Source organism: Neisseria sp. 20925_1_37, assembly GCF_041433255.1.
GTDB classification, from domain to species: domain Bacteria; phylum Pseudomonadota; class Gammaproteobacteria; order Burkholderiales; family Neisseriaceae; genus Neisseria; species Neisseria flavescens_D.
The window spans coordinates 20,529-46,958 of sequence record NZ_JAPWBC010000009.1 but is presented as its reverse complement, the minus strand read 5'-3'; the positions used below and the strand labels follow the sequence as shown (position 1 = coordinate 46,958).

24 protein-coding genes and 3 tRNA genes are annotated in these 26,430 nt (G+C 51.1%); 15 read left to right on the top strand and 12 right to left on the bottom strand.

The genetic code is table 11. The features are described 5' to 3' along the window. Positions 1-40 precede the first annotated feature (40 nt). Positions 41-1,333 (bottom strand): valine--pyruvate transaminase, encoded by a 1,293-nt coding sequence (locus tag O3661_RS08215; protein WP_371493020.1) that lies wholly within the window; start codon positions 1,331-1,333, stop codon positions 41-43. 113 nt (positions 1,334-1,446) lie between these two features. Then, positions 1,447-1,746, bottom strand: coding sequence for a porin (locus tag O3661_RS08210; RefSeq protein ID WP_004520970.1), 300 nt, complete (start codon positions 1,744-1,746; stop codon positions 1,447-1,449). Positions 1,747-1,841: 95 nt separating this feature from the next. Here O3661_RS08210 and O3661_RS08205 point away from each other — a divergent pair, with 95 nt between their 5' ends. The 4 genes from O3661_RS08205 to O3661_RS08190 all read left to right on the top strand — a co-directional run bounded on the left by O3661_RS08205 (position 1,842) and on the right by O3661_RS08190 (position 5,756). Continuing rightward, complete coding sequence (locus O3661_RS08205; protein ID WP_371493018.1) at positions 1,842-2,672, top strand: carbon-nitrogen hydrolase family protein; 831 nt, start codon at positions 1,842-1,844, stop codon at positions 2,670-2,672. 9 nt (positions 2,673-2,681) lie between these two features. Then, positions 2,682-3,227 carry a crossover junction endodeoxyribonuclease RuvC gene (ruvC, locus tag O3661_RS08200; RefSeq protein ID WP_371493016.1) on the top strand — a complete coding sequence of 182 codons (546 nt, stop codon included), beginning with the start codon at positions 2,682-2,684 and terminating at the stop codon, positions 3,225-3,227. 78 nt (positions 3,228-3,305) lie between these two features. After that, the gene (locus O3661_RS08195; RefSeq protein ID WP_256593554.1) at positions 3,306-4,190 is read left to right on the top strand and encodes a lipid A biosynthesis lauroyl acyltransferase; all 885 of its coding nucleotides are present in this window, start codon (positions 3,306-3,308) and stop codon (positions 4,188-4,190) included. A 771-nt stretch (positions 4,191-4,961) separates the two neighbouring features. Next, positions 4,962-5,756 carry a 3'-5' exonuclease gene (locus O3661_RS08190; protein ID WP_371493046.1) on the top strand — a complete coding sequence of 265 codons (795 nt, stop codon included), beginning with the start codon at positions 4,962-4,964 and terminating at the stop codon, positions 5,754-5,756. A gap of 85 nt (positions 5,757-5,841) precedes the next feature. Here the strand turns inward: O3661_RS08190 and prmC are convergent, their stop codons facing one another. From prmC to O3661_RS08145, 9 genes are all read right to left on the bottom strand, one after another. Beyond that, the gene (gene prmC / locus O3661_RS08185) at positions 5,842-6,654 is read right to left on the bottom strand and encodes a peptide chain release factor N(5)-glutamine methyltransferase (RefSeq protein WP_371493015.1); all 813 of its coding nucleotides are present in this window, start codon (positions 6,652-6,654) and stop codon (positions 5,842-5,844) included. After that, positions 6,644-7,105 carry a hypothetical protein gene (locus tag O3661_RS08180; RefSeq protein WP_371493014.1) on the bottom strand — a complete coding sequence of 154 codons (462 nt, stop codon included), beginning with the start codon at positions 7,103-7,105 and terminating at the stop codon, positions 6,644-6,646. Before O3661_RS08180 ends, prmC begins: the two co-directional genes overlap by 11 nt. 53 nt (positions 7,106-7,158) lie before the next feature. Continuing rightward, on the bottom strand, positions 7,159-8,601 hold the full coding sequence (gene tldD, locus O3661_RS08175) for a metalloprotease TldD (RefSeq protein ID WP_371493012.1): 1,443 nt from the start codon (positions 8,599-8,601) through the stop codon (positions 7,159-7,161). Positions 8,602-9,160: 559 nt separating this feature from the next. After that, on the bottom strand, positions 9,161-10,006 hold the full coding sequence (locus O3661_RS08170) for a cell division protein (RefSeq protein WP_371493010.1): 846 nt from the start codon (positions 10,004-10,006) through the stop codon (positions 9,161-9,163). A gap of 15 nt (positions 10,007-10,021) precedes the next feature. Then, complete coding sequence (locus O3661_RS08165) at positions 10,022-11,782, bottom strand: bifunctional biotin--[acetyl-CoA-carboxylase] ligase/type III pantothenate kinase (RefSeq protein ID WP_371493009.1); 1,761 nt, start codon at positions 11,780-11,782, stop codon at positions 10,022-10,024. Further along, on the bottom strand, positions 11,779-12,285 hold the full coding sequence (locus tag O3661_RS08160) for an adenylyltransferase/cytidyltransferase family protein (RefSeq protein ID WP_141745162.1): 507 nt from the start codon (positions 12,283-12,285) through the stop codon (positions 11,779-11,781). The genes O3661_RS08165 and O3661_RS08160 overlap by 4 nt, the downstream gene beginning before the upstream one ends. Positions 12,286-12,544: 259 nt before the next feature. Further along, positions 12,545-12,620, bottom strand: a tRNA-His gene (locus O3661_RS08155). Positions 12,621-12,629: 9 nt separating this feature from the next. After that, positions 12,630-12,706, bottom strand: a tRNA-Arg gene (locus O3661_RS08150). Between the two features lie 27 nt (positions 12,707-12,733). Continuing rightward, a tRNA-Pro gene (locus tag O3661_RS08145) sits at positions 12,734-12,811 on the bottom strand. Between the two features lie 200 nt (positions 12,812-13,011). On the opposite strand from O3661_RS08145, the gene folD reads away from it, so the two are divergent. The 5 genes from folD to O3661_RS08120 all read left to right on the top strand — a co-directional run bounded on the left by folD (position 13,012) and on the right by O3661_RS08120 (position 18,015). Further along, the gene (gene folD / locus O3661_RS08140; protein ID WP_371493008.1) at positions 13,012-13,863 is read left to right on the top strand and encodes a bifunctional methylenetetrahydrofolate dehydrogenase/methenyltetrahydrofolate cyclohydrolase FolD; all 852 of its coding nucleotides are present in this window, start codon (positions 13,012-13,014) and stop codon (positions 13,861-13,863) included. A gap of 88 nt (positions 13,864-13,951) precedes the next feature. Further along, complete coding sequence (locus O3661_RS08135) at positions 13,952-15,025, top strand: AI-2E family transporter (protein WP_371493007.1); 1,074 nt, start codon at positions 13,952-13,954, stop codon at positions 15,023-15,025. A gap of 129 nt (positions 15,026-15,154) precedes the next feature. Then, positions 15,155-16,396 (top strand): aromatic amino acid transporter, encoded by a 1,242-nt coding sequence (locus O3661_RS08130; protein WP_371493006.1) that lies wholly within the window; start codon positions 15,155-15,157, stop codon positions 16,394-16,396. A 93-nt stretch (positions 16,397-16,489) separates the two neighbouring features. Continuing rightward, positions 16,490-16,960 carry a cell surface protein gene (locus tag O3661_RS08125; protein WP_371493005.1) on the top strand — a complete coding sequence of 157 codons (471 nt, stop codon included), beginning with the start codon at positions 16,490-16,492 and terminating at the stop codon, positions 16,958-16,960. After that, the gene (locus O3661_RS08120) at positions 16,960-18,015 is read left to right on the top strand and encodes a glycosyltransferase family 4 protein (RefSeq protein WP_371493045.1); all 1,056 of its coding nucleotides are present in this window, start codon (positions 16,960-16,962) and stop codon (positions 18,013-18,015) included. Before O3661_RS08125 ends, O3661_RS08120 begins: the two co-directional genes overlap by 1 nt. Positions 18,016-18,531: 516 nt before the next feature. On the opposite strand, the gene O3661_RS08115 is transcribed toward O3661_RS08120, so the two are convergent. Beyond that, entirely contained in the window at positions 18,532-20,181 is a 1,650-nt protein-coding gene (locus O3661_RS08115; protein WP_371493004.1) for an LTA synthase family protein, read from the bottom strand. A 137-nt stretch (positions 20,182-20,318) separates the two neighbouring features. Here O3661_RS08115 and gmhB point away from each other — a divergent pair, with 137 nt between their 5' ends. The 6 genes from gmhB to O3661_RS08085 all read left to right on the top strand — a co-directional run bounded on the left by gmhB (position 20,319) and on the right by O3661_RS08085 (position 26,428). Then, entirely contained in the window at positions 20,319-20,897 is a 579-nt protein-coding gene (gmhB, locus tag O3661_RS08110; protein ID WP_039862535.1) for a D-glycero-beta-D-manno-heptose 1,7-bisphosphate 7-phosphatase, read from the top strand. 71 nt (positions 20,898-20,968) lie between these two features. Next, positions 20,969-21,700 carry a lysophospholipid acyltransferase family protein gene (locus O3661_RS08105; protein ID WP_371493003.1) on the top strand — a complete coding sequence of 244 codons (732 nt, stop codon included), beginning with the start codon at positions 20,969-20,971 and terminating at the stop codon, positions 21,698-21,700. Between the two features lie 38 nt (positions 21,701-21,738). After that, positions 21,739-22,461, top strand: a complete 723-nt coding sequence (locus O3661_RS08100; protein ID WP_371493002.1) for a M48 family metallopeptidase — start codon at positions 21,739-21,741, stop codon at positions 22,459-22,461. A 172-nt stretch (positions 22,462-22,633) separates the two neighbouring features. Continuing rightward, positions 22,634-23,005 carry a hypothetical protein gene (locus tag O3661_RS08095; protein WP_004520945.1) on the top strand — a complete coding sequence of 124 codons (372 nt, stop codon included), beginning with the start codon at positions 22,634-22,636 and terminating at the stop codon, positions 23,003-23,005. 75 nt (positions 23,006-23,080) lie between these two features. Then, complete coding sequence (locus tag O3661_RS08090) at positions 23,081-24,637, top strand: surface lipoprotein assembly modifier (protein WP_371493001.1); 1,557 nt, start codon at positions 23,081-23,083, stop codon at positions 24,635-24,637. A gap of 294 nt (positions 24,638-24,931) precedes the next feature. After that, positions 24,932-26,428: a subtype B tannase gene (locus O3661_RS08085; protein WP_371493000.1), complete on the top strand. Its 1,497-nt coding sequence runs from the start codon at positions 24,932-24,934 to the stop codon at positions 26,426-26,428. Positions 26,429-26,430 lie beyond the last annotated feature (2 nt).

Sequence of the window (26,430 nt, the reverse complement as noted above, 5' to 3'; positions counted from 1 at the left end):
ATTGCTCAGGTTTCAGACGGCCTTTGTCTATTCAAAGCATTTATTTTTTATCGTACAAACCGTGCACCACGCGACCGATCGCGACAATACCTTTTTCCAGCGTTTCCGCGTCTTGCGCAATGCTCATACGGATACACTCGTGCGCGTGCGGATAGTCTTGCGTATCGATGCCGACAAAGAAATGCTCGCCCGGAATAATCAGCGTGCCTTCGGCCTTGAGCATTTCGTACAAGGTTTGCGACGAAACCGGCAGGTTTTCAAACCAAAGCCATAAGAAAATCGCACCTTCAGGCTTGTGGATTTTCAACGGATACGCGCCCAATTCGCGTTTGAGCAGGGAAACCGACGTTTGCGCCTGCTGACGGTAAAACGGCTGAATCACTTGGTCGGCCAGCTGTTTCAGACGGCCGTTGTTTAACAGCGGAGCCGCAATCGCCGCGCCGAAACGGGTTGGCGACAAATTCACAATCGCATTCAAACTGCTGACGGCTTTGACCACTTCCGGCGCGGCGACAATAATGCCGGTACGCACACCGGGCAGGCCGATTTTAGAAAGGCTGAAGCAGAGGATGATGTTTTCGTGCCAGTTGAGCGTCACATCACTATAAATAATATTCGGGAACGGCATTCCGTAAGCGTTGTCGATAATCAGCGGAATCCCGTGCTCCTGCGCCAACGCGTCCAAACGCGCCATCTCACCGTCGGTCAACACATTGCCGGTCGGGTTGGTCGGGCGCGAACAGCAAATTGCACCGATTTTGCCCTCTTTCAATTCGGGCAGGCTTTCCAGCGCGTCAAAGTCCACGCGGTATTTGAAAAATCCCGCTTCGCCTTCGTGTTCGACATTTTCGATTTTCGGTTTTACCGAAATAAAATGCTGCCCTTCGACATGCACGTCGGCATAACCGATATATTCAGGCGCAAGCGGCAACAAAATGGCTTTCTCAGCCGTTTGGCCGTCTGAAAGATTGAATTTGCCGCCAAACAGGTTGAACAAATAGAAAAACGCGTTTTGCGAACCATTGGTCAGCGCAATATTGTCCGCTGTCAGATTCCAGCCGTATTCGCGGTTGAGAAACTCAGTCAAAGCCGCAATCAGCGCCGCATCGCCCTGCGGATTGGAATAATTGCCGATATTCTCAACAGCGTGTTCTGCCGCCAACTTGGAAAACACATCGGCGAACACCGCATTGACTTCAGCAATCCGCGCCGGATTGCCGCCGCCGAGCATATTGACGGGCTTATCGCTTTTGAGCGCGTCGCCCAAATCGTCCATCAACTGCAAAATACCACTGTGTTGTGTGAATTTTTCGCCGAATGCTGAAAACTGCATGGAAACTCCGTTGCTGAGTATGTAAAAAAATAAACCGCTATTATAAGAACAAAGGCCGTCTGAAAACCAGTTATCCTGATTTTTCAGACGGCCTTTACTATTCAACCTTTCCTTTAACGGCCAAAATTATCGCGACGTTCGCGCCAGTCTTGGCGGATGGAGCCGCTTTTGCCGACCGGTGTGTCTTGTTCGACTTCCCAAATAAAATTCGTTCCGCCGCCAATCGGATGCGAGCCGCGCAAGCCGATGTGGCTGCCTTGGTCGGCAACGGCGGTTCGGCTGTATGTTTGGCCTCCGAAACGGGTTTGCGAGGTTTCGATACCGCTTTTGATGCTACCGTAAAGCTGTACGTCGGCATGTGCGGCAAGTGCGGCGGTGGAAAGTGCGGCAGTGAGGAGAAGTTTCAAGTTCATGGTTTATCCTTTTTTTGGAGAGGAATTGTGTGCCGATTGTATCGGCCTTGTGCGTAAACAAGTTACAATTCTTGCAAAATCTGACAGGAGTTTTGATGATGCGCTCTTTACGCGCCGCCGCTGTGCAAATGGTGTCGTCCACCAACCCCGAAACCAATATTGCCACGATGAAACGCCTTGTCCGCGAGGCGGCCGAACAAGGGGCAGATTGGGTGTTGCTACCCGAATATTGGCCGCTGATGGGCAAAAACGACACGGACAAACTGGCATTTGCCGAGCCTTTGGACGATGGACGAGTTGGCGAAACCTGCGACACCCGTTTTCAGACGGCCTTAAGCGAAACGGCAAGGGAATGCGGCGTGGTGTTGTTTGGCGGTACGGTTCCGCTGCAAAGCCCAGACGCTGGCAAGGTGATGAACACGATGCTGGTGTATGACCGCGACGGCAGCCGAATCGGGCTTTACCACAAAATGCACCTTTTCGGCTTTTCCGGTTTGGGCGAACGCTACGCCGAAGCCGATACAATACTGGCAGGCAGCGATGTGCCGAAGTTAAGCGTGGATGATGTTTCTCTGGCGGTCGGCGTCTGCTACGATTTGCGCTTTCCTGAGTTTTTCCGCGCCCAGCAGCCGTTTGATGTTTTGCTGTTACCGGCTGCGTTTACCTATACGACCGGCAAGGCGCATTGGGAATTGCTGCTTCGCGCCCGTGCAGTGGAAAACCAATGCTACGTCATCGCATCGGCACAAGGCGGACTGCATGAAAGCGGCCGCCGCACATTCGGCCACAGTATGATTATCGACCCTTGGGGCGATGTGTTGGCGACGTTGCCGGAAGGCGAAGGCGTAATTTGTGCCAATTTGGATACTGCGCGCCTGCAAAGCGTGCGCACGCGCCTGCCAGCCCTGAAACACCGATTACTTTAAACACGCACTATGTCCCACTCTCAACCCACACGCATTCTTGGCATCGACCCCGGCAGCCGCGTGACCGGCTTTGGCGTGATTGATGTCCACGGCCGCGAACATCATTATGTTGCTTCCGGCTGTATCAAAACGCCGACCGGCGCGTCGCTTTCCGAACGCATCGCCGTGATTGTCCGCCATATCGATGAAATCATCCGCCACTATCAGCCGCATCAGGCGGCCATCGAGCAAGTGTTCGTCAACGTCAATCCGGCTGCAACGTTAATGCTTGGTCAGGCGCGCGGTGCGGCGATTGCCGCTTTAGTCATGCACGATTTGCCCGTATTTGAATACACCGCGCTTCAGGTCAAGCAGGCCGTGGTCGGCAAGGGCAAGGCCGCCAAAGAGCAGGTGCAGCATATGGTGGTCCAAATGCTTACACTTTCAGGTACGCCGCAAGCCGATGCCGCCGACGGACTCGCCGTCGCCCTCACCCATGCCCTGCGCAATCACGGATTGGCTTCGCAACTCAACCCCGACGGCTTGCAGGTCAAGCGCGGCCGTTTCCAATGGTAAGCCGACATTCAGGCCGTCTGAAATCGTGTTCAAGCCCGTTTTCAGATGGCCTTTCGGTTATAATAGCCCTTTGCCCACATACAGCGAGCCTTCATGAAAGCCGCCTTCCTTTTTCTCTACCTCATTCGCCTGCTGCCTTTTTGCGTGTTGCACAAGATTGCCGACGCGATCGGTATTCTCGCTTATTACGCAGTCAAACCGCGCCGCAAAGTCGGTGAGGTCAACCTCAAAAAATGCTTTCCCGAGCTGAACGACAGCCAGCGCACTGCCCTGCTCAAACGCCATTTCCAACACATGGCAAAGCTGATGCTCGAATACGGCCTCTACTGGTACGCGCCTGCGGACAAGCTGCGCTCGTTGGTACGCTATCAAGACAAACACCATCTTGACGAAGCCCTCGCCGCCGGCGAAAAAGTCATCATCCTCTATCCGCACTTTACCGCATTTGAAATGGCGGTTTACACGCTCAATCAGGATGTGCCGCTGACCAGCATGTATTCGCACCAAAAAAACAAAGCCCTGGACGAGCAAATCCTGAAAGGCCGCCACCGCTACAACAATGTTTTCCTGATCGGCCGCACAGAAGGCCTGCGCGCCATCATCAAACACCTGCGCAAAAGCGATGCGCCCTTTCTTTATCTGCCCGACCAAGACTTCGGCCGCAACGATTCCATTTTCGTCAATTTCTTCGGCATTCAGACGGCCACGATTACCGGCCTCAGCCGTATCGCCGGCATGACCAAAGCCAAAATCATTCCCGCCATCCCCACGCGCGAAGCCGACAATACCGTAACCCTGCGCTTCTATCCGGCTTGGGACAATTTCCCGACCGAAAATGTCGAAGCCGATACCCAGCGCATGAACGACTTCATCGAAGAGCGGGTACGCGAGCATCCCGAACAATATTTCTGGCTGCACAAACGCTTCAAAACCCGTCCCGAAGGCGAAAACAGCTTTTATTGACTACATTGAATTACAATTTAAATATGCAAAAAGCGGCGAAGTCCTTCTTTCGCCGCTTTTTCATTTTAATTGAATCAAACCGAAACTCATGTTTGACTTCAAACAATCAAATAATATTCCGCTTTAAATGCTTTAAAAACAACTTTTTTCATCGTGATTGAAACTTTCAAACAACCCTATATTTTTTCTCAAATGAAAAACATCAGACCCAATACACTTTTTTCATTTACATATTAAATTTAATTTCTTTTAAAAACAATATATTATAAAACAGTTCATCTGAAAAAATGCATTTTAATCATTCAAAATATGAAATAAAATTAAATTAAAATTTAAAAAAACAAAATAAATATCTAAATTTAAAATAATTATGAAATATAATTGCAAAAATATGACAAGACCTGAAATTTATACCAAAACAAGCCTTCAGAAAAAAATACTTGGCAAACTGTAAAAATTCGCGTAAATTTCACTACATCAAATTACAAAACATTCAGACAGCCTCGCCGGTTTTAGATACTTTTGTAAGCAGTTTTCTGATATTGCAAGAAATTGCGGTATTTTAGAGGATTTCGGTGCAATGCCCGAAATGAAAGTTTACTGATGCAGAGTTGAGCTGCATCTGTAAAGCCGCAGGTGAAAGCCTGTATTGTTTGTGAAGCGTAAATCTCTGATTTGAGGTATTGGGGCAATCCTGTGGGGGATTGCCTCTTTTTTTATCTGCGCCGTCATGCCACAATGACATCATCCCTTATCCAATCCGATCACGCCATGACTCCGATACTCGCCTTCGACATCGAAACCATTCCCGACGTAAACGGCATCCGCCAGCTTTACGATTTACCTGCTGATTTGCCCGACAACGAAGTCGTCCTGTTTGCCCAGCAGCAACGCCGTGCCAAAACCGGCAGCGACTTTATGCAACACCATCTGCACCAAGTCGTCGCCATCTCCTGCTGTATGCGCTGGGGTCAGGACAAGATCCGCGTCAGCACCATCGGCGATCCCGAAGACAGCGAAGAAGTCATGATTGCCAAGTTCTTCGAGGTCATCGAAAACTATACGCCGCAACTCATCAGCTGGAACGGCAACGGTTTCGACCTGCCCGTCCTCCACTACCGTGCCCTGATACACGGCATCAGCGCCGCCCGCTATTGGGACATGGGCGACGGCGATTTTGGCGACAGCCGCGACTTTAAGTGGAACAACTACATCAGCCGCTACCACACCCGCCATTGCGACCTGATGGATTTGCTCGCCCTCTACCAACCGCGTGCCAGCGTGCCTTTGGACGATATGGCCAAACTCTGCGGCTTCCCCGGCAAACTGGGCATGGACGGCAGCAAAGTTTGGGACGCTTATCATGCAGGCCGTCTGAAAGACATCCGCGACTATTGCGAAACCGATGCCGCCAATACCTACCTGATGTATATGCGCTTTCGCATGATGAGCGGCGCGCTCGATGCCGACGAATACGAAGTCGAAATCAAACGCATCAAACACTATCTGGCCGCACAAGCCGAAGAAAAACAACACTGGGCGGAGTTTGTTGCTGCTTGGCGTTAAACCAGGCCGTCTGAACAGCTAAACCAAAAAACCAAAAGGGCGTGATCGACACGCCCTTTTTTATATATTCGACAAACCATGCCCACTAAGCAGGCAAACACCCCAGCGTGATCCTGTCCAATCCTGCCAAATCCTGTTCGGTTGCCACTTCGGCAAAACCGTTCTCCAGCATAATGTTCCGCACTGCTTCACCTTGGTCATAGCCATGTTCAAACAGCAGCCAGCCGTTGGCTTTCAGGTATGTGGGGGCTTCTTGGGTAATGTGGCGGATATGGCTGAGGCCGTCTGAAAAGTCGGTCAACGCGTTTTGCGGTTCAAACCTCAAATCGCCTTGCGACAAATGTTCATCGCCGTCCTCGATATACGGCGGATTGGAAACAATCACATCGTATCCGCCTTCAGACGGCCTGTCGGTATCAAACCACGACCCCTGTGCAAACTCCACTTTTGCACCCAATTCGGCCGCATTTTGACGGGCAGTATCCAAAGCACCGACGCTGATGTCAGATGCGCGAACATCGGCATCAATGCGTTCAAGCGCGATGGTTACGGCAATGGCGCCGCTGCCCGTCCCTAAATCCCACACGCGGCCTTGCGGCGGCAAGCGTTTAAGCACGGCTTCCACCAAATGCTCAGTTTCATGGCGTGGAATCAGCACATGGGGATTGACGGTAAAGCGTCGTCCGTAGAACTCGCGCTCGCCCAACAGATAGGCCATCGGCTCGCCTTTCAGACGGCGTTGAGCCAAAGCCTCCAAGGTTTGCAGGGCAGAGTCTGCCAAATCGTCCGTACCGCGTGTCACCAGCTGCGCACGCGTGTAACCCAGCGCATATTGCAACAACATCCGCGCTTCGTTTTTGGGCAGTGCCGATTGGCGCAACCATTCATCAAGCGTCATTTTTCGTCCCATCTGCCAGCGTTGTGGCTTTTCTTTCCTTAATCTTTCCGGCAAACGTGCCGATGGTGGCAACCGCAAATGCGGCATACCACAAATAAAATCCTGCACCGTAGCGCACAATATCCGATGTATTCCCTGCTTCATCGACGTGTACGGCTTTCACACTGAAAGCCACCAGCGCCAAGCCCCAAAGCGCCGCATGGACAGGCACGACCTTCTTCCGCAACACCAGCAACACAATAGCCGCCAACCAAACATAATTCGCATAGGCCGCACAATATCTTATATCCAAAGAAGCAAATATCGACCCCAAAATCAAAACGGTCAAACCCTTCATGCTTTCATGATTGCCCAAATAAAATGCAACATTGGACAAAGACGCAATCCACAAGGCAACCGACACCAGCAACATCACGATGGGAAAACTTGATTTCCGATTCTGTTTCTGCATGGTTTTATCCTAATGCAAAAGGCCGTCTGAAAACCTTTCAGACGGCCTGCCGTTTAAATTTCGCTACCGCCGACGGTCAGTCCGGCATCAATCCTCAGGGTCGGTTGTCCTACGCCGACAGGAACGCTCTGCCCTTCTTTGCCGCAGACGCCGATGCCGCTGTCGAGCGCGGAGTCATTGCCTATCATGGAAACGTGTTTCAACACTTCGGGGCCGTTGCCAATGATGGTCGCGCCTTTGACAGGGTATTGCAGCTTGCCGCCTTCCACCCACCACGCTTCGGATGCGCTGAACACGAATTTGCCGCTGGTAATGTCCACTTGTCCGCCGCCAAAGTTGACGGCGTAAATGCCCTTGTCAATGGAAGCGATGATTTCTTCCGGCTCATAGCCGCCGTTTTCCATAAAGGTATTGGTCATGCGCGGCATAGGCGCAGAAGCGTAACTTTCGCGGCGGCCGTTGCCGGTCGATTGCGTACCCATCAGGCGGGCGTTGGTTTCGTCCTGCATATAGCCGACCAAAATACCGTCTTCAATCAATACAGTACGGCGGGTTTCATTGCCTTCGTCGTCGATATTGAGCGAACCGCGTCTGTCGGCAATATCGCCTTGATCCACAACGGTCACGCCTTTGGCGGCCACACGCTCGCCGATACGGCCGGAGAAAACGCTGGTTTCTTTGCGGTTGAAATCGCCTTCCAAACCATGTCCGACCGCTTCGTGCAGTAACACACCCGGCCAGCCGTTGCCCAAAACGACGGTCATCTCTCCGGCAGGCGCAGGACGGGATTCGAGATTGGTCAGGGCTTGTTTGACGGCGGCATCGACAAACCGATGCACCAAGTTTTCATCGAAATACGCCAAATCATAACGTCCGCCGCCGCCCGCGCTGCCCTGCTCGCGACGCTCGCCCTGCTTGGCAATGACAGTTACATTCATGCGCACCATCGGGCGGATATCGGCAGCGTGTTTACCGTCCAGACGGGCGATGTACACCATGTCGTATTCGCAGGTCAAACCAGCCATCACTTGCACAATACGCGGATCGGCAGCTTTGGCCAGCGTTTCGACTTTATTCAACAGCGCGACTTTGGCAGCAGAATCAAGACTGGCAATAGGGTCAATCGCCATGTGGACAGGCTTGCCGTAGGCAGGTGTCGGCACTTTGATGCTGGCTTCGCTACCGGCCGCACCAATCACGCGCACTGCTTTGGCAGAGCGGTTGATCGAATCAATACACAGGCTGTCGGCGTAGGCAAACGCAGTTTTATCGCCCGAAACGGCACGCACGCCCACGCCCTGATCGATTTGGAAGCTGCCCGATTTGACGATGCCTTCTTCCAGATGCCAGCTTTCATAGGCAGTGCGCTGACAATAGATGTCGGCATAATCGACATGGTTGGCGCCGATAATGCTCAGGCTTTGGGCGAGCAAATCGGGGGAAAGATGGTTGGCTTCGAGCAAATCTCGCTGTACGGCGGCGTAGGTTTGTTGCATAATTTTTCAGACGGCCCGACAAGCAGGCAAAGTTAATTTGGCCTTGATTATACGGTATTTTATATGGCTTTGGATATGTTGATTGCTTGGGTTTATGAGTGATTGAAACAAATCAAAAGGCCGTCTGAAAGATAGGGGCGAAATGTTTGCCTTACTCTATTTCAACCGGCCTGTTCGTTTGACGTTCAGACGGCCTTTTCAATCGCGGCAAAGCCAATACCGAAATTTAATTTCCATACAAAACAATATATTATAGAAAAATTCCTTATTTTTTTAGTTTTGCTATTGATAATAGTTATTATTAGCGTATAATCAAACCCACTCGGAAGACGTCCTAATCCGAGCCATTAAACGACAGATTTTATCCCCCTCTTCCCCATTATCTCTTGATACTCGGAGTGCGCATATACGAAACATACCTGTTCCCCTTTATATCAGATACTCAAAACCGAAAAACATGAAACCCACTGCCGATACAGTGGGTTTCGTGTTTTGTGGCGTTCGGTTTATCAGGCTTTTCCAACTGCTTATCAGGACGTCTGAAACCGAATAGACCTGATTATCGGCAGGTTTTCATGTTCAATTTGCCATAACGGCCGACAATGTTTCTGATGTCTTGAGCATCGCGCTCGTCGACCGCCATAAAGACTACGGTCATGCGCGCTACGCTCAAACCGGTATCGGGTGCGCTTCTGTCTTCCTGTTCGACAATGCGCGCGCCGCCGAAACCTGCGCTGGACAAGCGTGAAATCAAAACTTGGGCGGAAGAGCGGCTGCGTGTTACGTCAATGCTGATTTCGCCGTTGTGAATGCTGCCGCTAAAGCCGCGGCTGCCCAAGGCATCAAGCTGGGCGGAAGTGTCGCCGTCGGCAGGCAAGACCACGCGGAAGGTTTTGGAAGAAGTCTCGCCACCGGATGCGCCGTTGCGTTTTTCGATGCTGCGGCTGGCCGCATGAGGCCATTTGCCCAACAGGCCTTTGATGCGGTGGTAATCGTCTTCATCCATCACTACGGTGGCGCTGCTGGTACACAAGCGTTCCACGCCGGCTGCGTCCATCTCTTCTTCGGCGGCGCGGCGTTCTTGCGCTTCTTTCTCGCGGCGCATTTTTTCTTTTTTCTCTTTCAACTGCTGCGCTTCTTGCTTTTTACGCAAGGCTTCCGCTTCTTCGGATTCAGGTTCTGCCATAATCAGGCCGTCTGATTCATCCGCCACCCAATCGGGCTGCGATGCCTGCTGCGGCTCGGCTTTGGGCGCGTCCAAAGAAGACGGGCGCAATAATTCGTGCGTACCGCCTTCCAAAAAAGCAGATTCTAGTTTGGCGGTTTTATGTTGTGTCCGATAGGCAACCATGCTGCCAAAAACAATGATGTTGAGTGCGACCAAGACCGCAAACAGCCATTTCATGATGCGTTTTCCTTTTTATTGTCCGTTGCGATGGGCAATCCAATGCAAGAGCCCGTGAATCACGAGATTATCGACGATTTTCACTTGATTGTCATGAACAAATGACTCCGGCAGCGCCTGTACGACTCTGGCCGCGCCGCCGCCCGTGATAATAATATCGACCGGTTTGCCCTCGCCCGTTTTGTCTTTCAGACGGCCATGCATCATCATCAACGCGCCGCAAACGGCATCCATCATGCCGCTGGCAATGGCGTTCGGCGTTGTGGTTGGGAACGGATATACTTTGCCGATGGGGCGGTTGAGGTTGGCGGTTTTGAGCGCCATCGCCTCTTTCATTAAGTGGAAACCGGGCATGATGGTGCCGCCGAGATAATGATTGTCTTCCGTCAGCGCGTCGGTGGTTACGGCGGTGCCGCAGCTGACGACGACGCAGGCATTTTGCGTGAAGCGACGGCTGCCCAGCGCATTAAACCAGCGGTCGGAGCCATGTTCTTCAGGGCGGCGGTAATGGTTGCGGATACCCAAAGCCTGCGGCATGGAAGACAGCCATTCGACCGGACGGGTTAATTGTTCTTCTACCATTGCTTTTTTTACCGAACCGCACACGGCGCAACCGACAATCTTCACATCTTCATCGGCAAATCGCAGCCATTCTTCGCCCAGCTTAGCCAAATCACGATACGGCGCGCGGCTGACTTCGGTAAATGTGCCGTTCTCCACCCACGCCCATTTCAGCTGACTATTGCCGCCGTCCAGCAGTAAAAAGCGTTCCGGCTTGGCGGCGGCGGGTTGTGCCGGACGGTTATCCGGGCGCAAGCTGATTTCGCCGCTGACGATGGTTTTCTCGCCCTTGTCCGTCAGCAAACGCAACGCACCTTGCGCATCCACGCCTTTGACCACACCTTCGTGGACAACGCGCCCTTCTTGAAGCAGCAAGACCGGCCTGCCTGTGTCGCGGTTGGCGGCATCGTATTCGCCGACACATGACGCAAATCCGTTTTGCGCGTATTCGTTCAACAGCGCATCGAGTTGCGCCAACACCGCATTCAATAAGGCTTTGACGCTTACGCCCTGCTTAGAGGCCGTCTGAAATAGGGCCTGCACGGAAGTGGCGTTTTCCACTTCTTTCGGCAATACAAAATTAATGCCGATGCCGATGACGGCGACGGTTTTATTCTCCACCCGCGCCGTTTCAATCAAAATACCGGCCAATTTATCGTTGGCCACGACCAAATCGTTCGGCCACTTGATATTTACGTCCAAACCGATATCGGCAAGCGCGCGTCGGCAAGCCAATGCCACCACCAACGCCAGCGAACCCAGCTCATACTGCGGCTTGTCAAACGCCCAGCCCAAGCTGAACATCAGACATTCACCCTGTCGGTTGACCCAGCTTCGCCCTTGCCGTCCGCGTCCTTTGGTTTGGAAATGCGCCACGCACAAGGCCTTATGCGCCAAATCTGCCGACTGGCGCGCCAATGCCATGATTTCATCATTGCTGGACGAACATTCGTGTTTCAACTGCGCACGAAAACCCTGTTTTCCGGCCATTTGTTGCAGAGATTCTTCGGCAAACACAGCCAAAGGGCGCACCAAACGCCATTGCCCGTCGTGCTGGCGCAGCAAACCGCGGATATGGCCTGGCATCTGCTGCCAGAATCCGTTTAATTGTTGCGGCTTCATACCGACCACGCGCGCCAACTGAGAAACGTGTTGCGGCAGGCCGTCTGAAAGTGCGGCGAGCAAGGCCCAATGGCGGCTGTTCAAATCCGTCATTCGCCTCCTCCGGCTTCGCGAATTTTCGCCAACGTTTTGGTGGTCGAAGTCTGGTGTAAAAACGGAATCGAAAATACTTTGCCGCCACGCGCAAACGTCTCAGCCGCACCGACAATCTTATCCACAGGCCAGTCGCCGCCTTTAATCAATACATCAGGTTTGACCATTTCAATCAACGCAGCCGGCGTATCGTCATCAAACCATGTGACCAAATCCACGCTCGCCAATGCCGCTGCCACTGCCGCGCGGTTTTCCAAAGGATTAATCGGACGGTCGTCCCCTTTGCCCTGACGGCGCACCGAAGCATCGGTATTCAATGCCAACACCAAAGCCGCACCGGCCGATCGCGCCTGCGCCAGATACGTTACATGGCCCCTATGGAGAATATCGAAACAGCCGTTGGTAAACACCAGCGGACGGGGCAATGCCGCCAAACGCTCCGCCAGCTTTTCGGGCGGACAAATTTTGGATTCGAATTCTGGAGCTGACCATTCGGACATGATGCGGTTCCTTTGGAAATAAAACAGAAAATAATCGGGGTATTATAAAGGATAACGGCGAAACGCCATAAAAAGATACCGAACGGTATAATATTCGGGCTTGACTGCGTATTCATTGATATTTGATAACACAGCAAATGCCATTTTTGCCGATGCCATGATGAAACGGTTTGATAAATACTTTTTTGAAACCCAATTAAATCTGAAGTAAAATTCGGGTATAAACGGAAAAAAGCCTGCATACAACATGCAGGCTTTCATCTGGGGTGGCTGATGGGGCTCGAACCCACGACAACTGGAATCACAATCCAGGGCTCTACCAACTGAGCTACAGCCACCGTAAAAATTGGCACGCCCGACAGGAATCGAACCTGTAACCCCCGACTTAGAAGGTCGGTGCTCTATCCGGTTGAGCTACGGGCGCTCATGCCGATTCGTGCTAAGAATTTTGTGGTCGGGGCGGTGGGATTCGAACTCACGACCCTCTGCTCCCAAAGCAGATGCGCTAACCGGGCTGCGCTACGCCCCGACTGAAGACCTGAACTATACAGACCCTTTTCAAACCGGTCAACACTTACTTTGCTTTATTTTTTCATCTTTTGATTATCTTATTATTTTTAATCGTTATTTATTTTTATGTTTCGTAATCAGGGCCACTCTTTTGTGTCAGGCCGTCTGAAAAATGCGATAATTTAAACGCAATATTTATCCCTATTGAGGAGGAAAATCATGGCTGCACAACTTATAGACGGAAAAAAAATCTCCCAGCAACGCATCGAGGCGGTCGCGCAGGCGGTAAAAGCGCGTCAGGAAAAAGGTTTGCACACGCCTTGCTTGGCAGTGGTATTGGTTGGCGACGACCCTGCCAGCGCGGTTTATGTACGCAATAAAAAACTGGCCTGCCAAAAAAGCGGCATCGAATCGCGCTCTTATGAGCTGCCGTCTGAAACCACGCAAGACGATTTGCTGAAACTGGTGGACGAATTGAATGGCGACCCTACCGTCGACGGTATTTTGGTGCAACTGCCGCTGCCGGCACACATCGACAGCCAAGCGGTTTTGGAGCGTATCGAGCCGCATAAAGATGTGGACGGCTTCCACCCTTACAACGTCGGCCGTCTGGTCGTCAAAATGCCGCTGATGCGCCCGTGCACACCCAAAGGCGTGATGACTTTGTTGGAAGCCTACGGCATCGACCCGAAAGGCAAAAAAGCCGTCATCGTCGGCGCATCCAATATTGTCGGCCGCCCGCAGGCGTTGGAATTGCTGCTGTCCCGCGCGACGGTAACCATTTGCCACAGCGCCACGCAAAACCTTGCCGATGAAGTTGCCACCGCCGATATTTTGGTGGTCGGCGTGGGCATTCCGAATTTTGTTAAAGGCGAATGGGTCAAACCCGGCGCCGTCGTTATCGATGTGGGCATCAACCGCTTGGAAGACGGCAGCCTGTGCGGCGACGTGGAGTTTGACGTTGCCAAAGAACGCGCCTCCATGATTACGCCCGTTCCCGGCGGCGTCGGCCCGATGACGATTGCCACTTTGTTGGAAAACACGCTACACGCGGCCTCATTGCACGACTAACCGCCGTCATTAAATTAGGCCGTCTGAACATGTTTTTTCAGACGGCCCGACCTGTTTTTTTTTGTTTTTTTTACCTTATCGGCTTCACATGTCCTTACTCGCTTCCCACTCCGACAACCCGACTTTCCGCAACGCTTCCTATATCCTGATGGGTTTGGCCTTGCTGATTGTCTTGCACTACCATCTGCTGCCGCTGCTGCTGTCGGTTATCCTGACCTATATCTTTATTACGCGCACCAACGGTGTCATCCTCAAGCTCCGCCGCCGTGTTTTGCCGCGTAATACTCGGCTGCATAAATCGCTCAACGCGCACAATATCAACCTGATTTCCACTACGCTGACGCTGGCCATCGTGTTCAGCATCATTGCGATGATGTCTTTGGGCATTTACCACCTGATACACGGCGGCCATGTCGGTTTTATGCTGGCGAAGCTGGCGGCGATTTTGGAAGACACCAAAAACAGCCAAGACCTGCCTGCGGCCATTCTCAATATGCTGCCCAACAATATGGCCGAAATCAAAGCTTCGGCAATCAAGCTGATTGAAGAATACCGCGCCGCGCTGACCCGCATCAGTAAAAACAGCATCACGTCCTTCGTGTACATCCTCATCGGCATCATCATCGGCGCCATGCTCAGCTTCCACCGCCTGAAAATGCGTAAAAACCGCCGCAAAATGCCATTGTTTAAAGCCGAATTGGTGCAACGCATCGTCACTTTTGAAACCAGCTTTGAACGCGTGTTCCTCGCCCAAGTCAAAATCTCGCTGATCGACACCTTCCTGACCGGCCTTTACCTTTACTTGGTTTTACCGCTGTTCGGCGTTGAGCTGCCGTTTAAAATGACCGTCCTGATCGTCGCCTTTATCGTCGGCCTGATTCCGGTGGCGGGCAACCTGATTTCCAACACCATCATCATTATTTTGAGCCTCGGCGCATCGCTTTACGTCGCACTCGCCTCGCTGGTGTTCCTCGTTGTCATCCACAAGCTCGAATATTTCCTCAACGCCAAAATCATCGGCTCGGAAATCGAATCCAGCGCGTGGGAATTGCTGGTGGCAATGGTCGTCTTTGAACGCATTTTCGGCATCGGCGGCATCATCGTCGCGCCGGTTTATTACGCCTATCTGAAAAACGAATTGAAACTGCGAAAATTGATTTAATCAGTTGCATTTATACACATCAAAGGCCGTCTGAAAACGACAATCGGGTTTTCAGACGGCCTTTGCTTTACCTTTTCTTACACTTTACGGCATAATGACAACCACGCATTTCTAGAAGAAAGACAAACAATGTCAACCAAAACCCCATCCCTATTCGGCGGCGCGATGATTATCGCCGGTACGGTTATCGGCGCAGGCATGCTTGCCAATCCGACCGCCACGTCCGGCGTCTGGTTTGCCGGCTCGCTGGTCGTGTTGCTGTACACCTGGTTTTCCATGCTCTCCAGCGGCCTGATGATTTTGGAAGTCAACACCCATTATCCGCACGGCGCCAGCTTCGACACCATGGTCAAAGACCTGCTCGGCCCGGCTTGGAACGTCATCAACGGCGTTGCCGTCGCCTTCGTTTTATACCTGCTCACCTACGCCTACATCTTCGTCGGCGGCGACCTGACCGCCAAAGGCATCGGCAGCGCGGTAGGCGGCGAAATTTCGCTCACCGTCGGCCAACTCGTCTTCTTCGGCATTCTCGCCTTTTGCGTTTGGGCATCCGCACGCTTGGTTGACCGCTTCACCAGCATCCTCATCGGCGGCATGGTATTGACCTTTATTTGGGCAACCGGCGGCCTGATTGCCGATGCCAAAATGCCTGTCTTGTTTGACACCCAAGCCCCTGCCGGCACCAGCTACTGGATTTATGTCGCCACCGCCCTGCCCGTTTGCCTTGCCTCATTCGGCTTCCACGGCAACGTTTCCAGCCTGCTCAAATACTTTAAAGGCGACGCGCCCAAAGTGGCCAAATCCCTGTGGTCGGGTACGCTGATTGCCTTGGTGATTTACGTCCTCTGGCAAATCGCCATCCAAGGCAACCTGCCGCGCAGCGAGTTCGCACCGGTTATCGCCGCAGAAGGACAAGTTTCCGTCCTGATCGAAACGCTGTCCAAGTTCGCCCAAACCGGCAATATGGACAAAGTGTTGACCCTGTTCTCCTACATGGCGATTGCCACGTCCTTCCTCGGCGTAACGCTCGGCCTATTCGACTACATCGCCGACATCTTCAAATGGAACGACAGCATCTCCGGCCGCACCAAAACCGCCGCACTGACCTTCCTGCCGCCCCTGATTTCCTGCCTGCTCTTCCCCACCGGCTTCGTTACCGCCATCGGCTACGTCGGTCTGGCCGCCACCATCTGGACAGGCATCATCCCGGCCATGCTGCTCTACCGCTCGCGCAAAAAATTTGGCGTCGGCAAAAACTACCAAGTTTACGGCGGATTCCGGCTGATGGTTTGGGTTTTCCTCTTCGGCATCATCAACATTGCCGCCCAAATATTGAGCCAAATGGAGCTTGTTCCCGTATTTAAAGGTTAAATTCCCTTAAGGCCGTCTGAAACACCCTCTTTCAGACGGCCTAATTCATTATTTTCCGCTACAATACCCCCTTTCCCCCAACGAACCCCGTCCATGTACGACAATATCCGTTTCCACCTCGACGAAGACTACCCCGACCAGCTCCCGCCCGAAAACGCCGCCACCCACATCGGCATGTACTGGCAGTGGGCAGCAAAATCAGGCCTCGTCAACCCCGTCTGGCAAACAGCCCCCGAAACCGCGGCCGACTTCGCCGCCATGACCGCAGGCACAATCAGCGGACGGCACTTCCTGCTCAAACACATGGACGGCGCATTGACGGCGGACGACTTTACCGAACTCGGCCAACGGTTTACCGAGTTCTACTACACCGACGAAGAAGACGGCTACGGCGCATTTATGGAAGACTACGTCCTCGCCCTCGACACACCCTCGCTCGGCGGCTTCTACCACGTCAAAAACACCCCGGAAACCTTCGCCAAACTGACACCCGTTTTTCAGACGGCCTTTGAAAAATGGCAAAGCAGTTTGAAAGCAGAAAAATATTCGAAAGAACCCATATAATGAAGTCGAACTATTCTATCGACATTGCTATTAACTGCTTCCGTCCAGGTGGCGGTATGGAAAGCTACACCTTCGACCTTGTCCGTGGTTTAAGCGCACACGGCATCAAACCTACAGTCTTTGCTGCACAAATCGATACAACGGTTCCTGAATACCGCCAAGTTGATACGCATCACGTCAATCAAAAAAAGATTCCAAAAAAGTTGCGCCCTTTTTTCTTCAGTATGCAATTGGCCAAGCTTCGGCGAAACAGAAATATTCCCCTTATTGCCTGCAATCCCAGTGATTATGCTGATATCTTTATCTGCGGCGGTACACACTTAGGTTACCTGCACAACATGGGTAAAACCCCAAACTTACTTGATAGACTCATCATTCGGCGTAACCGTACCAACTACTCAACAGCAAAATTGATCATGGCGCATTCACACCTAATGCAACACGAGTTGATCAACCTCTATGGAGTGCCTTCTGAAAAAATCCGTGTTATCCATCCACCTGCCGATACTGCACGCTTCTACACCAAACCGGAAGAAATTCCTGCAACTCGTGCGAGATATGGATTTAAAGACAACGAAACTATTTTCCTATTTCCATCAACCGGACATACCCGAAAAGGCTTGGATTTATTAGCAGAATTTTTCGAGCATACCGATTTACCCATCAAACTGGCTGTTGCCGGATCGCCCTTACCTCGACCAATGAACAACGTCATTGAGCTTGGTTTTTGCAAAAATATGCCTGAACTTTACCGAGCTGCTGACTTCACCATTATGGCATCACTGTACGAACCATTCGGACTGGTTGGCATAGAATCTATTTTGTGCGGAACCCGAGTTGTTTTCTCCGACAATATGGCATGTACCGAAGTCATGAACGAAAATGCAGGCTTCTTTTTCTCACGTCAAAACCCAGAAACACTGGCACAAGCCATCACACAAGCAGTTTCGCTTAAACAACAGGGAAAACACAAAATTACCTCTCCTATGCAGGCATTAACCTATAATCCTACATTAACGCATCATATCGACCAGACTCTCAATATACTATACTGACAGATATCAGAATAATACTTCACTAAAGATATTGAGAGCTTTGAAACACAGGTTGAAATCAATGCGGGTAATAAGGATAAGTTAGAAATCAGAAAGGCTGTGCCATTGGCCAAGTGAAATATTTCCGAACATAGATAACAGTAGAATATGCAGGACATCCGCATGTAATATCAGAAGCAACGGGTTCTTTGATAATACAGTTAATGCTCAATAAGCTGCCAATCAAGCACTTGCTCTAACTACAACAAAGCGAAGTAACTGATGTGTGTTTAGCTATTATGTCTTTAGAGTTTTACTGAAATGCTCACGAACATTCCCATGAATAATCTTGATGGGCGTTTAAGGAGTTTTAGGAGAGTTTTGCAAAGATCTCAAACTACAAAAAGACGGGCATTCTTGCCCGTCTTTTCATGAAAACTACACTACAAATTATATAAACAAATGATGTATGGTTACGTAGATTCTCGTTGTACCTCTTTTTCTAGAAGCATACGTCTTATCATTTAAGTTAAATGCCTAACGTACAATTTTCAGGATGCTATACAAGTAATTTCGGTAATCATTAACAAGCTTACTATTGTAACAATCTTCAAGCCTACCATTGCTTAAACTTCGCATGGTCATATTTGCTTTCATGAAATTGTCTGTAGGAGAAAGACCTGCCACATTCATTAACATTCCTCCAGCAAAAGCAAGGTCAAGAAAATCCTGTTCTTGTCTAAATCCCGAGGTAATATTACTTCTAACCACAATTTGCGTAATATAGTCAGGATAAGCAAAATTTCCTTTTTTCTTAGGAGAAACACCATCAAATGATGCCTGATGGTCACCGAAATAAGCAAACACAAACGGTTTGTTACGTTCATGCAAATAATGGTTAAAACTTTCTGTCGCTTTATCCAAATCGACAATACGCTCGATATAGTCGTTGATTGCAGAAATAGTTTTCATATCTAAATCTGGAGAGTCCAGCCCAAACACATTATCCATGTCTGTCTTGTAAGGCCCATGTTCTTTCATAGTCAAAATATAGACGAACATCGGTTGCTGTACATCTGCTAAACTAGGATGACGTTTTTCTAGAATCATCCGCGCATATTGCATCATTTCTTCGCTAGAAATGTGCCATAAATTTTTGCCCATCGGGGCAGGATACCCCAAATCTTGAGGCTGTAACATAAGATCAAAACCAAAATGATCATAGGCGGCTTTGGCATTATAGTTACCCTTAGTAAAGGGCGACAAAGCTACACAAAAATAACCATGCTCACGCAAATTTCGGATAAGTCCAGTCTGTAAATGTGGCACCACTGAATAAAATACCCCGCTAGCCAATGCGCCAAAGTCAGTAGACGGCACACCTGCTAAAAACGCAAATTCAGATTTCCATGTTGCACCACCAAACGTATGTACGCGCAATGGAGAAGCAAACACGGTATCCATCTGCTGCTCAAACATCCTTAATTTAGGAATATCGGCTGATGTGAAATCAAATTGATGTGGATTAAGCGTCGATTCCATCAGCGTAATGACAATATCGGGTTTTTCCAATGTTTCAGGATATATGTTTTCAGTTAACAGTTTCTCAGCAAATTCCTGTCCATTACCTTCAAACATCGGCACTTGGAAAAATACTGCCCTGCAAGACATCGGCAAATTTAAAAATACATCCCTACCATCATCTGGCAACGAATCCAGCCATATTCTAACTGCTCCAGGATGCTTTGAAAAATACCACATTGCAAAAAATGACATTATGAATATGATTGCACCAGTATACTGCCACACTATATCCATAGGCTCCGCATCGTACCAACCAAACACGGCGTAAACAATCAATACCATTAATCCCAGTACGCCAACGATGGCTTCTTTATAATGAAACAATGTCTCCCAGTTACGCCAATCGACGATGAGTCGGAAGTCTGAAATCAATAATGGTTGTTTATAATAATGAATTTTTAATCTATGAAACAAAGCAAACACAACAAAACATACTGATGCAAAATTCAACGCTCGTTGCCACTGCCCTGTCAACATCAACATACCAGCCGCCAAAAACATAAATAGCATTGAAGCAAAAAAATAGGTCCAACGATAGTGTGACTTTATAATCAGTACTACTGCTGCTGACACAAACAAAAATAGGAAAACATAAGCAAACATGACGCTATCCCTTATTAATAAACTTCTACAAATACACAATTAGAAGCATTTCTGAAACAAGGTTACATAATAACACAACGTATGCACACTCTTTAATCTTCACTATAATATCGACACACCCCATATTAAAAAACACCATGAAACTCATCATCCTCGACCGCGACGGCGTCATCAATCAAGACCGCGACGATTTCGTCAAATCCGTTGACGAATGGATTCCCATCGAAGGCAGCATGGATGCCATCGCCTTTTTAACGCAGGCAGGCTACACCATCGCCGTGGCCACCAACCAATCCGGTATCGGCCGCAAATACTTTACCGTGCAAGACCTGACCGAAATGCACGCGAAAATGCACCGCCTTGCCGTTCAGGCAGGCGGCACCATCGACGGCATTTGGTTTTGCCCACACACTGCCGCCGACAACTGCGAATGCCGCAAACCCAAGCCCGGCATGATTATCGACATCATCGAACGCTTCAAGGCCAATGCCGCCGAAACCTGGCTGGTCGGAGACAGCCTGCGCGACCTGCAAGCCATTGATGCCGCAGGCGGCAAATCCGCGCTCGTCCTGACCGGCAAAGGCAAAAAAACGCTGGCCAAACACGAGCAAGACCTGCCCGAACACACCCAAGTCTTCGACAACCTGCTCGCTTTCTCGCAATACATCATGCGTGAAAACACACAAATCGAAGAAGCCGCGCAAGCCATCCTATAAATGACAAGGCCGTCTGAAACCAGCCGACAACGGCGTTCAGACGGCCTTCTAACGACAGACTTTTCCCCGATATGCTGATTATCCGCAACCTGATTTACTGGTTCATCCTTTCCTCTAGCATTATTTTACTGTTCCCCTTTATGCTGCTTGCCCTGCCCTTCCAAGGCGGTGCACACAAAATGGCGCAAGTTTGGGTGCGCATCCTCAACTGGTCGCTCAAGCACATCATCGGTTTGAACTACACCTTAAGCGGCGCGGAAAACATTCCCGACCGCCCTGCCATCATCTGCGCCAAACACCAAAGCGGCTGGGAAACCCTCGCCCTGCAAGAGATTTTTCCGCCGCAAGTCTATGTTGCAAAACGCGAACTCTTCAAAATCCCTTTCTTTGGCTGGGGCTTGAAGCTGGTTAAAACCATCGGCATCGACCGCAGCAACAGCCGCGAAGCCAACAAACAACTTTTAGAACAAGGCCTTGCGCGTAAAAACGAAGGCTATTGGATTACCATTTTCCCCGAAGGCACACGCCTGCCGCCCGGTGAAAAAGGCCACTACAAGCTCGGCGGCGCACGCATGGCAAAAATGTTTGAGATGGACATCATTCCCGTCGCGCTCAACAGCGGCGAGTTTTGGCCGCGAAATTCCTTCCTCAAATACCCCGGCACGGTCAGCGTCATCATCGGCAAACCCATTGCCCACAACAACGGCAATGAAGCCGAACTCATGGCCCAATGCGAGCAATGGATTGAAAACCAACAGCCCCTGATTACCGGACAAGGCCCGTTCGCGCCCAAAACCAAATAAATCATTCCATCGGGTGGGCCGCTATACCCACCCTTTCCATGCCGTCCAATATTTTTCTCAACATCATGCCCCACCTCCATACCCACACCCTTTCAGACGGCCTCACCATTCATATTCAGCTCAAACGCAGTGCCAAGAAAAACCTCATCTTGCGCCCCGTTTCCCCCGATACCGTCAGCATCAATATCCCTCCGTTTGTTACCCAGCGTACCTTTACCCAATGGCTGAACGACAACGAAGCCATCCTGCGCCGTACCCTAAACAAAACACCGGCTCGACAAACACCTACCGACACGCTTCCCGAATGGATTTGGTATCAAGGCGTTCAGACGGCCTTGTCCGTCCATGCAGCAAGCCACATCCAAATCAGGCCGTCTGAAATCCTGTTACCCGAAAAAGAAAACGCCGCCCAACTTACCCATTTGCGCCGCTTCCTGCACGAGCGTGCGCGTGAGTATCTGCTGCCGCGCCTCGAAGGCCATATCCGAACCACACGCCTGACCCCGAGCGCCATTTCCCTTTCCAACGCCAAAACCTTCTGGGGCGTTTGCCGCCATACTACCGGTATCCGCCTCAACTGGCGGCTCATCGGTGCGCCCGAATATGTCGCCGACTACGTCTGCCTGCACGAACTCGCCCACCTGCGCCATCCCGACCACAGTCCTGCATTTTGGGCTCTGACCCACTCGCTTACCCCGCATGTCGACCAAGCCAAACAATGGCTGAAGGCGCACGGTAGCGAATTGTTCCACCTCGGCTAAGTCTTTCCAGCAGCATTTTTCTGCAAGCAAACACCAGCCCAAAGCAAAGAATCAACGTCCTCCAAACAAATCATGTAGCCGCGCGTAAAATCAGGTTTATCCGCTTGCCGCCCCCTCAGGCATGCCGATAAGATGATGTCGTTCTCAAAACCCTTTTCAGAAAGGAAAACCGATGACCAAAGCAAAATCGTTACTGGCCACCGGCATTTTGGCTCTTTTCTCCGCCACGGCATTCGCCTCCCCGCTGCCTTCCGAAATTTACCGTCCGGATGGCGCGCACACCATCAAAGCCGATCATCAAGGCGACGGCGAATTTGAATACGAAGCCGAACTTTCCGGCCAACGCAATTCCATTCCTTCCTTGGCCAAAAAAGTGATCGCCCACGCGCGCAGCAAAGGTTTCCATGTGGTTGAGTCTGAAATCAAACACGACGATGCCGATCTGAAATTCAAACGCGGCAAACAAGAGCTGGACGTTTCCATCGAAGACAAAGGCCAAGGCCGCATCGAATACAAAGCCGATTTGGACTTGGACAAAAACTAAATCCGACTCGCAAACAAAGGCCGTCTGAAATCCCATCAGGTTTCAGACGGCCTTTTGTCGTCTTTATCAGATAAAATGGCACTCGGTTTGCAAAATTTCCGACTCAAAACATTGTACAATCTGCCCACTTATACCGATAACATCCCAAACATTGCCATGAGAAAACGTCTGTTCCTCCTCGCCATCCTTCCCCTTTCCCTTCACGCCGCCGATGTGCCGCCCGACGTAAAACCCGAGCTTCAAGTCAACACTGCCGAACCCCAACAACCCGAAGCGCACAACATCCCTGCCGAGCAGACAAACAGGCCGTCTGAAAAAATCATCAACGTCGATGCCGACATCCTGCTTGCCAACACCGAATTGCTGGCACGCGCCATGTATTCCGCCGTCGTCGCCCACAACATCCCCGGCATCAAAGCCGTTTTGCCCATTTACGAACAATGGCCCGAACACGACCGCGCCATGGCGCGCTATGCCAAAGGTTTGCTTGCCCAATCCGAAGGGCATGCCGCCGAAGCTGTCGGCCATTACCGCCGCTTTATCGCCGAGCAGCCCGATGCCTCCGCCGTCCGCTGGCAGCTTGCAACCGCCTTGTTTGAAGACAAACAAAACGAAGCTGCGGCCGACCAGTTTGACAAACTGCAAACCGAATCCCTCCCGCCCGCCTTGCAAGAACGCATCGAAACCTACCGCAAAGCCCTGCGCGAACGCGACTCATGGCAATTCAACGCCGGCTTGAACATCACGCGCGAGCAAAACATCAACCAAGCTCCCGGTCAACGCCGTCTTGGCAACCACCTGAGCGACGAACAATGCCGCGCCGTGCGCCTTGCCTATCCCGACGACGACTGCTTCCGAGGCTGGACATTCCCCGAACCCATCGATGCCACCGCCGTCCACTACCAAATCGGTGCAGAAAAAAAATGGTCGTTGCCACACGGCTTCTATGCCACGGCTGGCGCAGACCATTACGGCAAAATCTACCCCAAACACACCAACTACAACGACCTCACCACACGTTTCTCGGCAGGCATCGGCTATGCCGACCAGCGCAACGACGTCGGCATGACCCCGTTCCACGAGCGCCGCTTCTACGGCAATGACCCCTACACCTACACCAACGGCGCACGCCTCCACTACAACCATTGGTGGCAACCCAAGCTGCAAACCCTCAGCGCATTTGAAGCAGGCCGTCTGAAAAACAGCCGTCGCGAGTATTCTAACAATAACAGCCAACTACTCAGCAATTCCATCGTGTACTACCGCAACGCGCGCCAATACTGGGTAGCCGGTATCGACCTCTACCGCGAACGCAACCGCGACGACAAAGGCGACAGCTTCAACCGCTACGCCCTGCGCGGCACATGGGGACAAGAATGGCCCGAAGGCCTCTCCACCGTCCTACGCCTCAGCGCCGCCCAACGCCGTTACCAAGCCCCCGGCTTCTTCAGCAACGAACAAAACCGCCGCGACAAAGAAGCCTCCGCCTCCCTGAGCGTATGGCACCGCGCCCTCCATTTCAAAGGTATCACCCCGCGCCTGACCATTGCCCACAACAAAACATGGAGCAACGACAAGTTCTACGAATACGGCAAAACCAAAATGTTTGTCGAATTGAGCAAAACGTTCTGACAAGTACGTTGAATCCGCGAATCAAGCATAAATACCGCCACACCTGCTTACTAATTTACAAGACAGATTTACACTTTTACAGATACCGGATAAATAGATTTTTTAAGGCATAATTTCTTATTAAATTCATATTTATCAAATAGATAAAATCCAAGCCAATATTACTTTACAACGTAACGTACAACACTACATAACATTACAAAAAAATTAGGCCGTCTGAAACCCGACTTGGCGTTTCAGACGGCCTTGGTATTCGTTATCATATCCGCTCACACCTTTTCAGAAAGTATGATAATGAACGCCCTAAACAAAACCCTCTTATCCGTTTCTGTCACACTGGGATTGAGCGCCTGCGCTTCCGTCAAAACAGCAGACACCTACGACCTAGACTTCTCCAAACAAAAATACACCGAACAAAGCATCGAAGTGAACGGTCAAGCCGTCAAATTCCGCGCTTACGAAGGCGTGGTTTACGTCCGCAATCCTGTCGATACCCGTTACGAAATCATCAATATTTACGTCCCCGAAGCCTATTACAACGGAGGTGAGATAGACGGTTTCAACGCCGAAACCGCACCGATTTTCCTGCCCAACCAAATCGGCGGCTATATGCCTGCCAAACCGTGCAAACCTGCTTTAGAAGGCAAACGCGGCGAACCTGAAGACGGTCAAAAATCGCCGAACGCCGCGCTGACCGCCCTTTCCAAAGGCTACGTCGTCGCCTCCCCGGGCGCACGCGGCAGAACGGAACCTACCGGCAAAGCACCTGCCGCCATTGTCGATTTGAAAGCCGCCGTCCGCTATCTGAAAGCCAACGACAAAGTCATGCCCGGCGATGCCGAAAAAATCATTTCCAACGGCACAAGCGCAGGCGGCGCGATGTCCGCCCTCTTAGGCGCAACAGCCGACCAAAAAGATTACGAAAACCACCTCAAAGCCTTAGGTGCAGCAGACGGCAGCGACAAAGTTTTCGCCGTGTCCGCCTACTGCCCGATTACCGATTTAGACCATGCCGACATGGCTTACGAATGGCAGTTCAACGGTATCAACGACTATAAAAAAATGAACATTTCCATGCTCGACTACCGCGTCAAACGCGAGCTGGTCGCAGGTACACTGACCGATGACGAGAAAAAACTGTCCGACCTCCTCAAACCCTTATACCCCGCATACCTCAACAGCCTGAACCTGAAATCCCCCGAAGGCAAACCCCTGACACTGGACGCCCAAGGCAACGGCAGCTTTAAAAACCATATTGCCGGTTTAATTGCCAAATCCGCACAAGCCCAGCTTGATGCAGGCAAAGACCTGAGCGACCGCACTTGGCTGACCGTCCGCAAAGGCAAAATCGTCTCCGTCGATTTCGATGCCTACGCAAAAACCGCCGGCCGCCAAAAAACACCGCCGGCCTTTGACGGCGTAGATTTAAGCACAGGCGAAAACCAACTCTTCGGCACCAATACCGTCGACAAACGCCACTTTACCGCGTTCTCCATGCAACACAACACCGCCGCCAACGCCGAAATCGCAGATGAAGAAACCATCAAAATCATGAACCCGCTCAACTACATCGGCAAACCGGGCGTAAATCTGCCGCAAAACTGGCGCATCCGCGTCGGCACCAACGACCGCGACACCTCACTGGCAGTCTCCGCCGTCTTAGCCGCCAAACTGCAAAACAACGGCCAAACCGTCGACTACGCCCTGCCTTGGGATGTCGGCCACAGCGGCGATTATGACTTAGACGAACTGTTTGCCTGGATGAAACAAGTCAGCAGCTCTGCAAAATAATC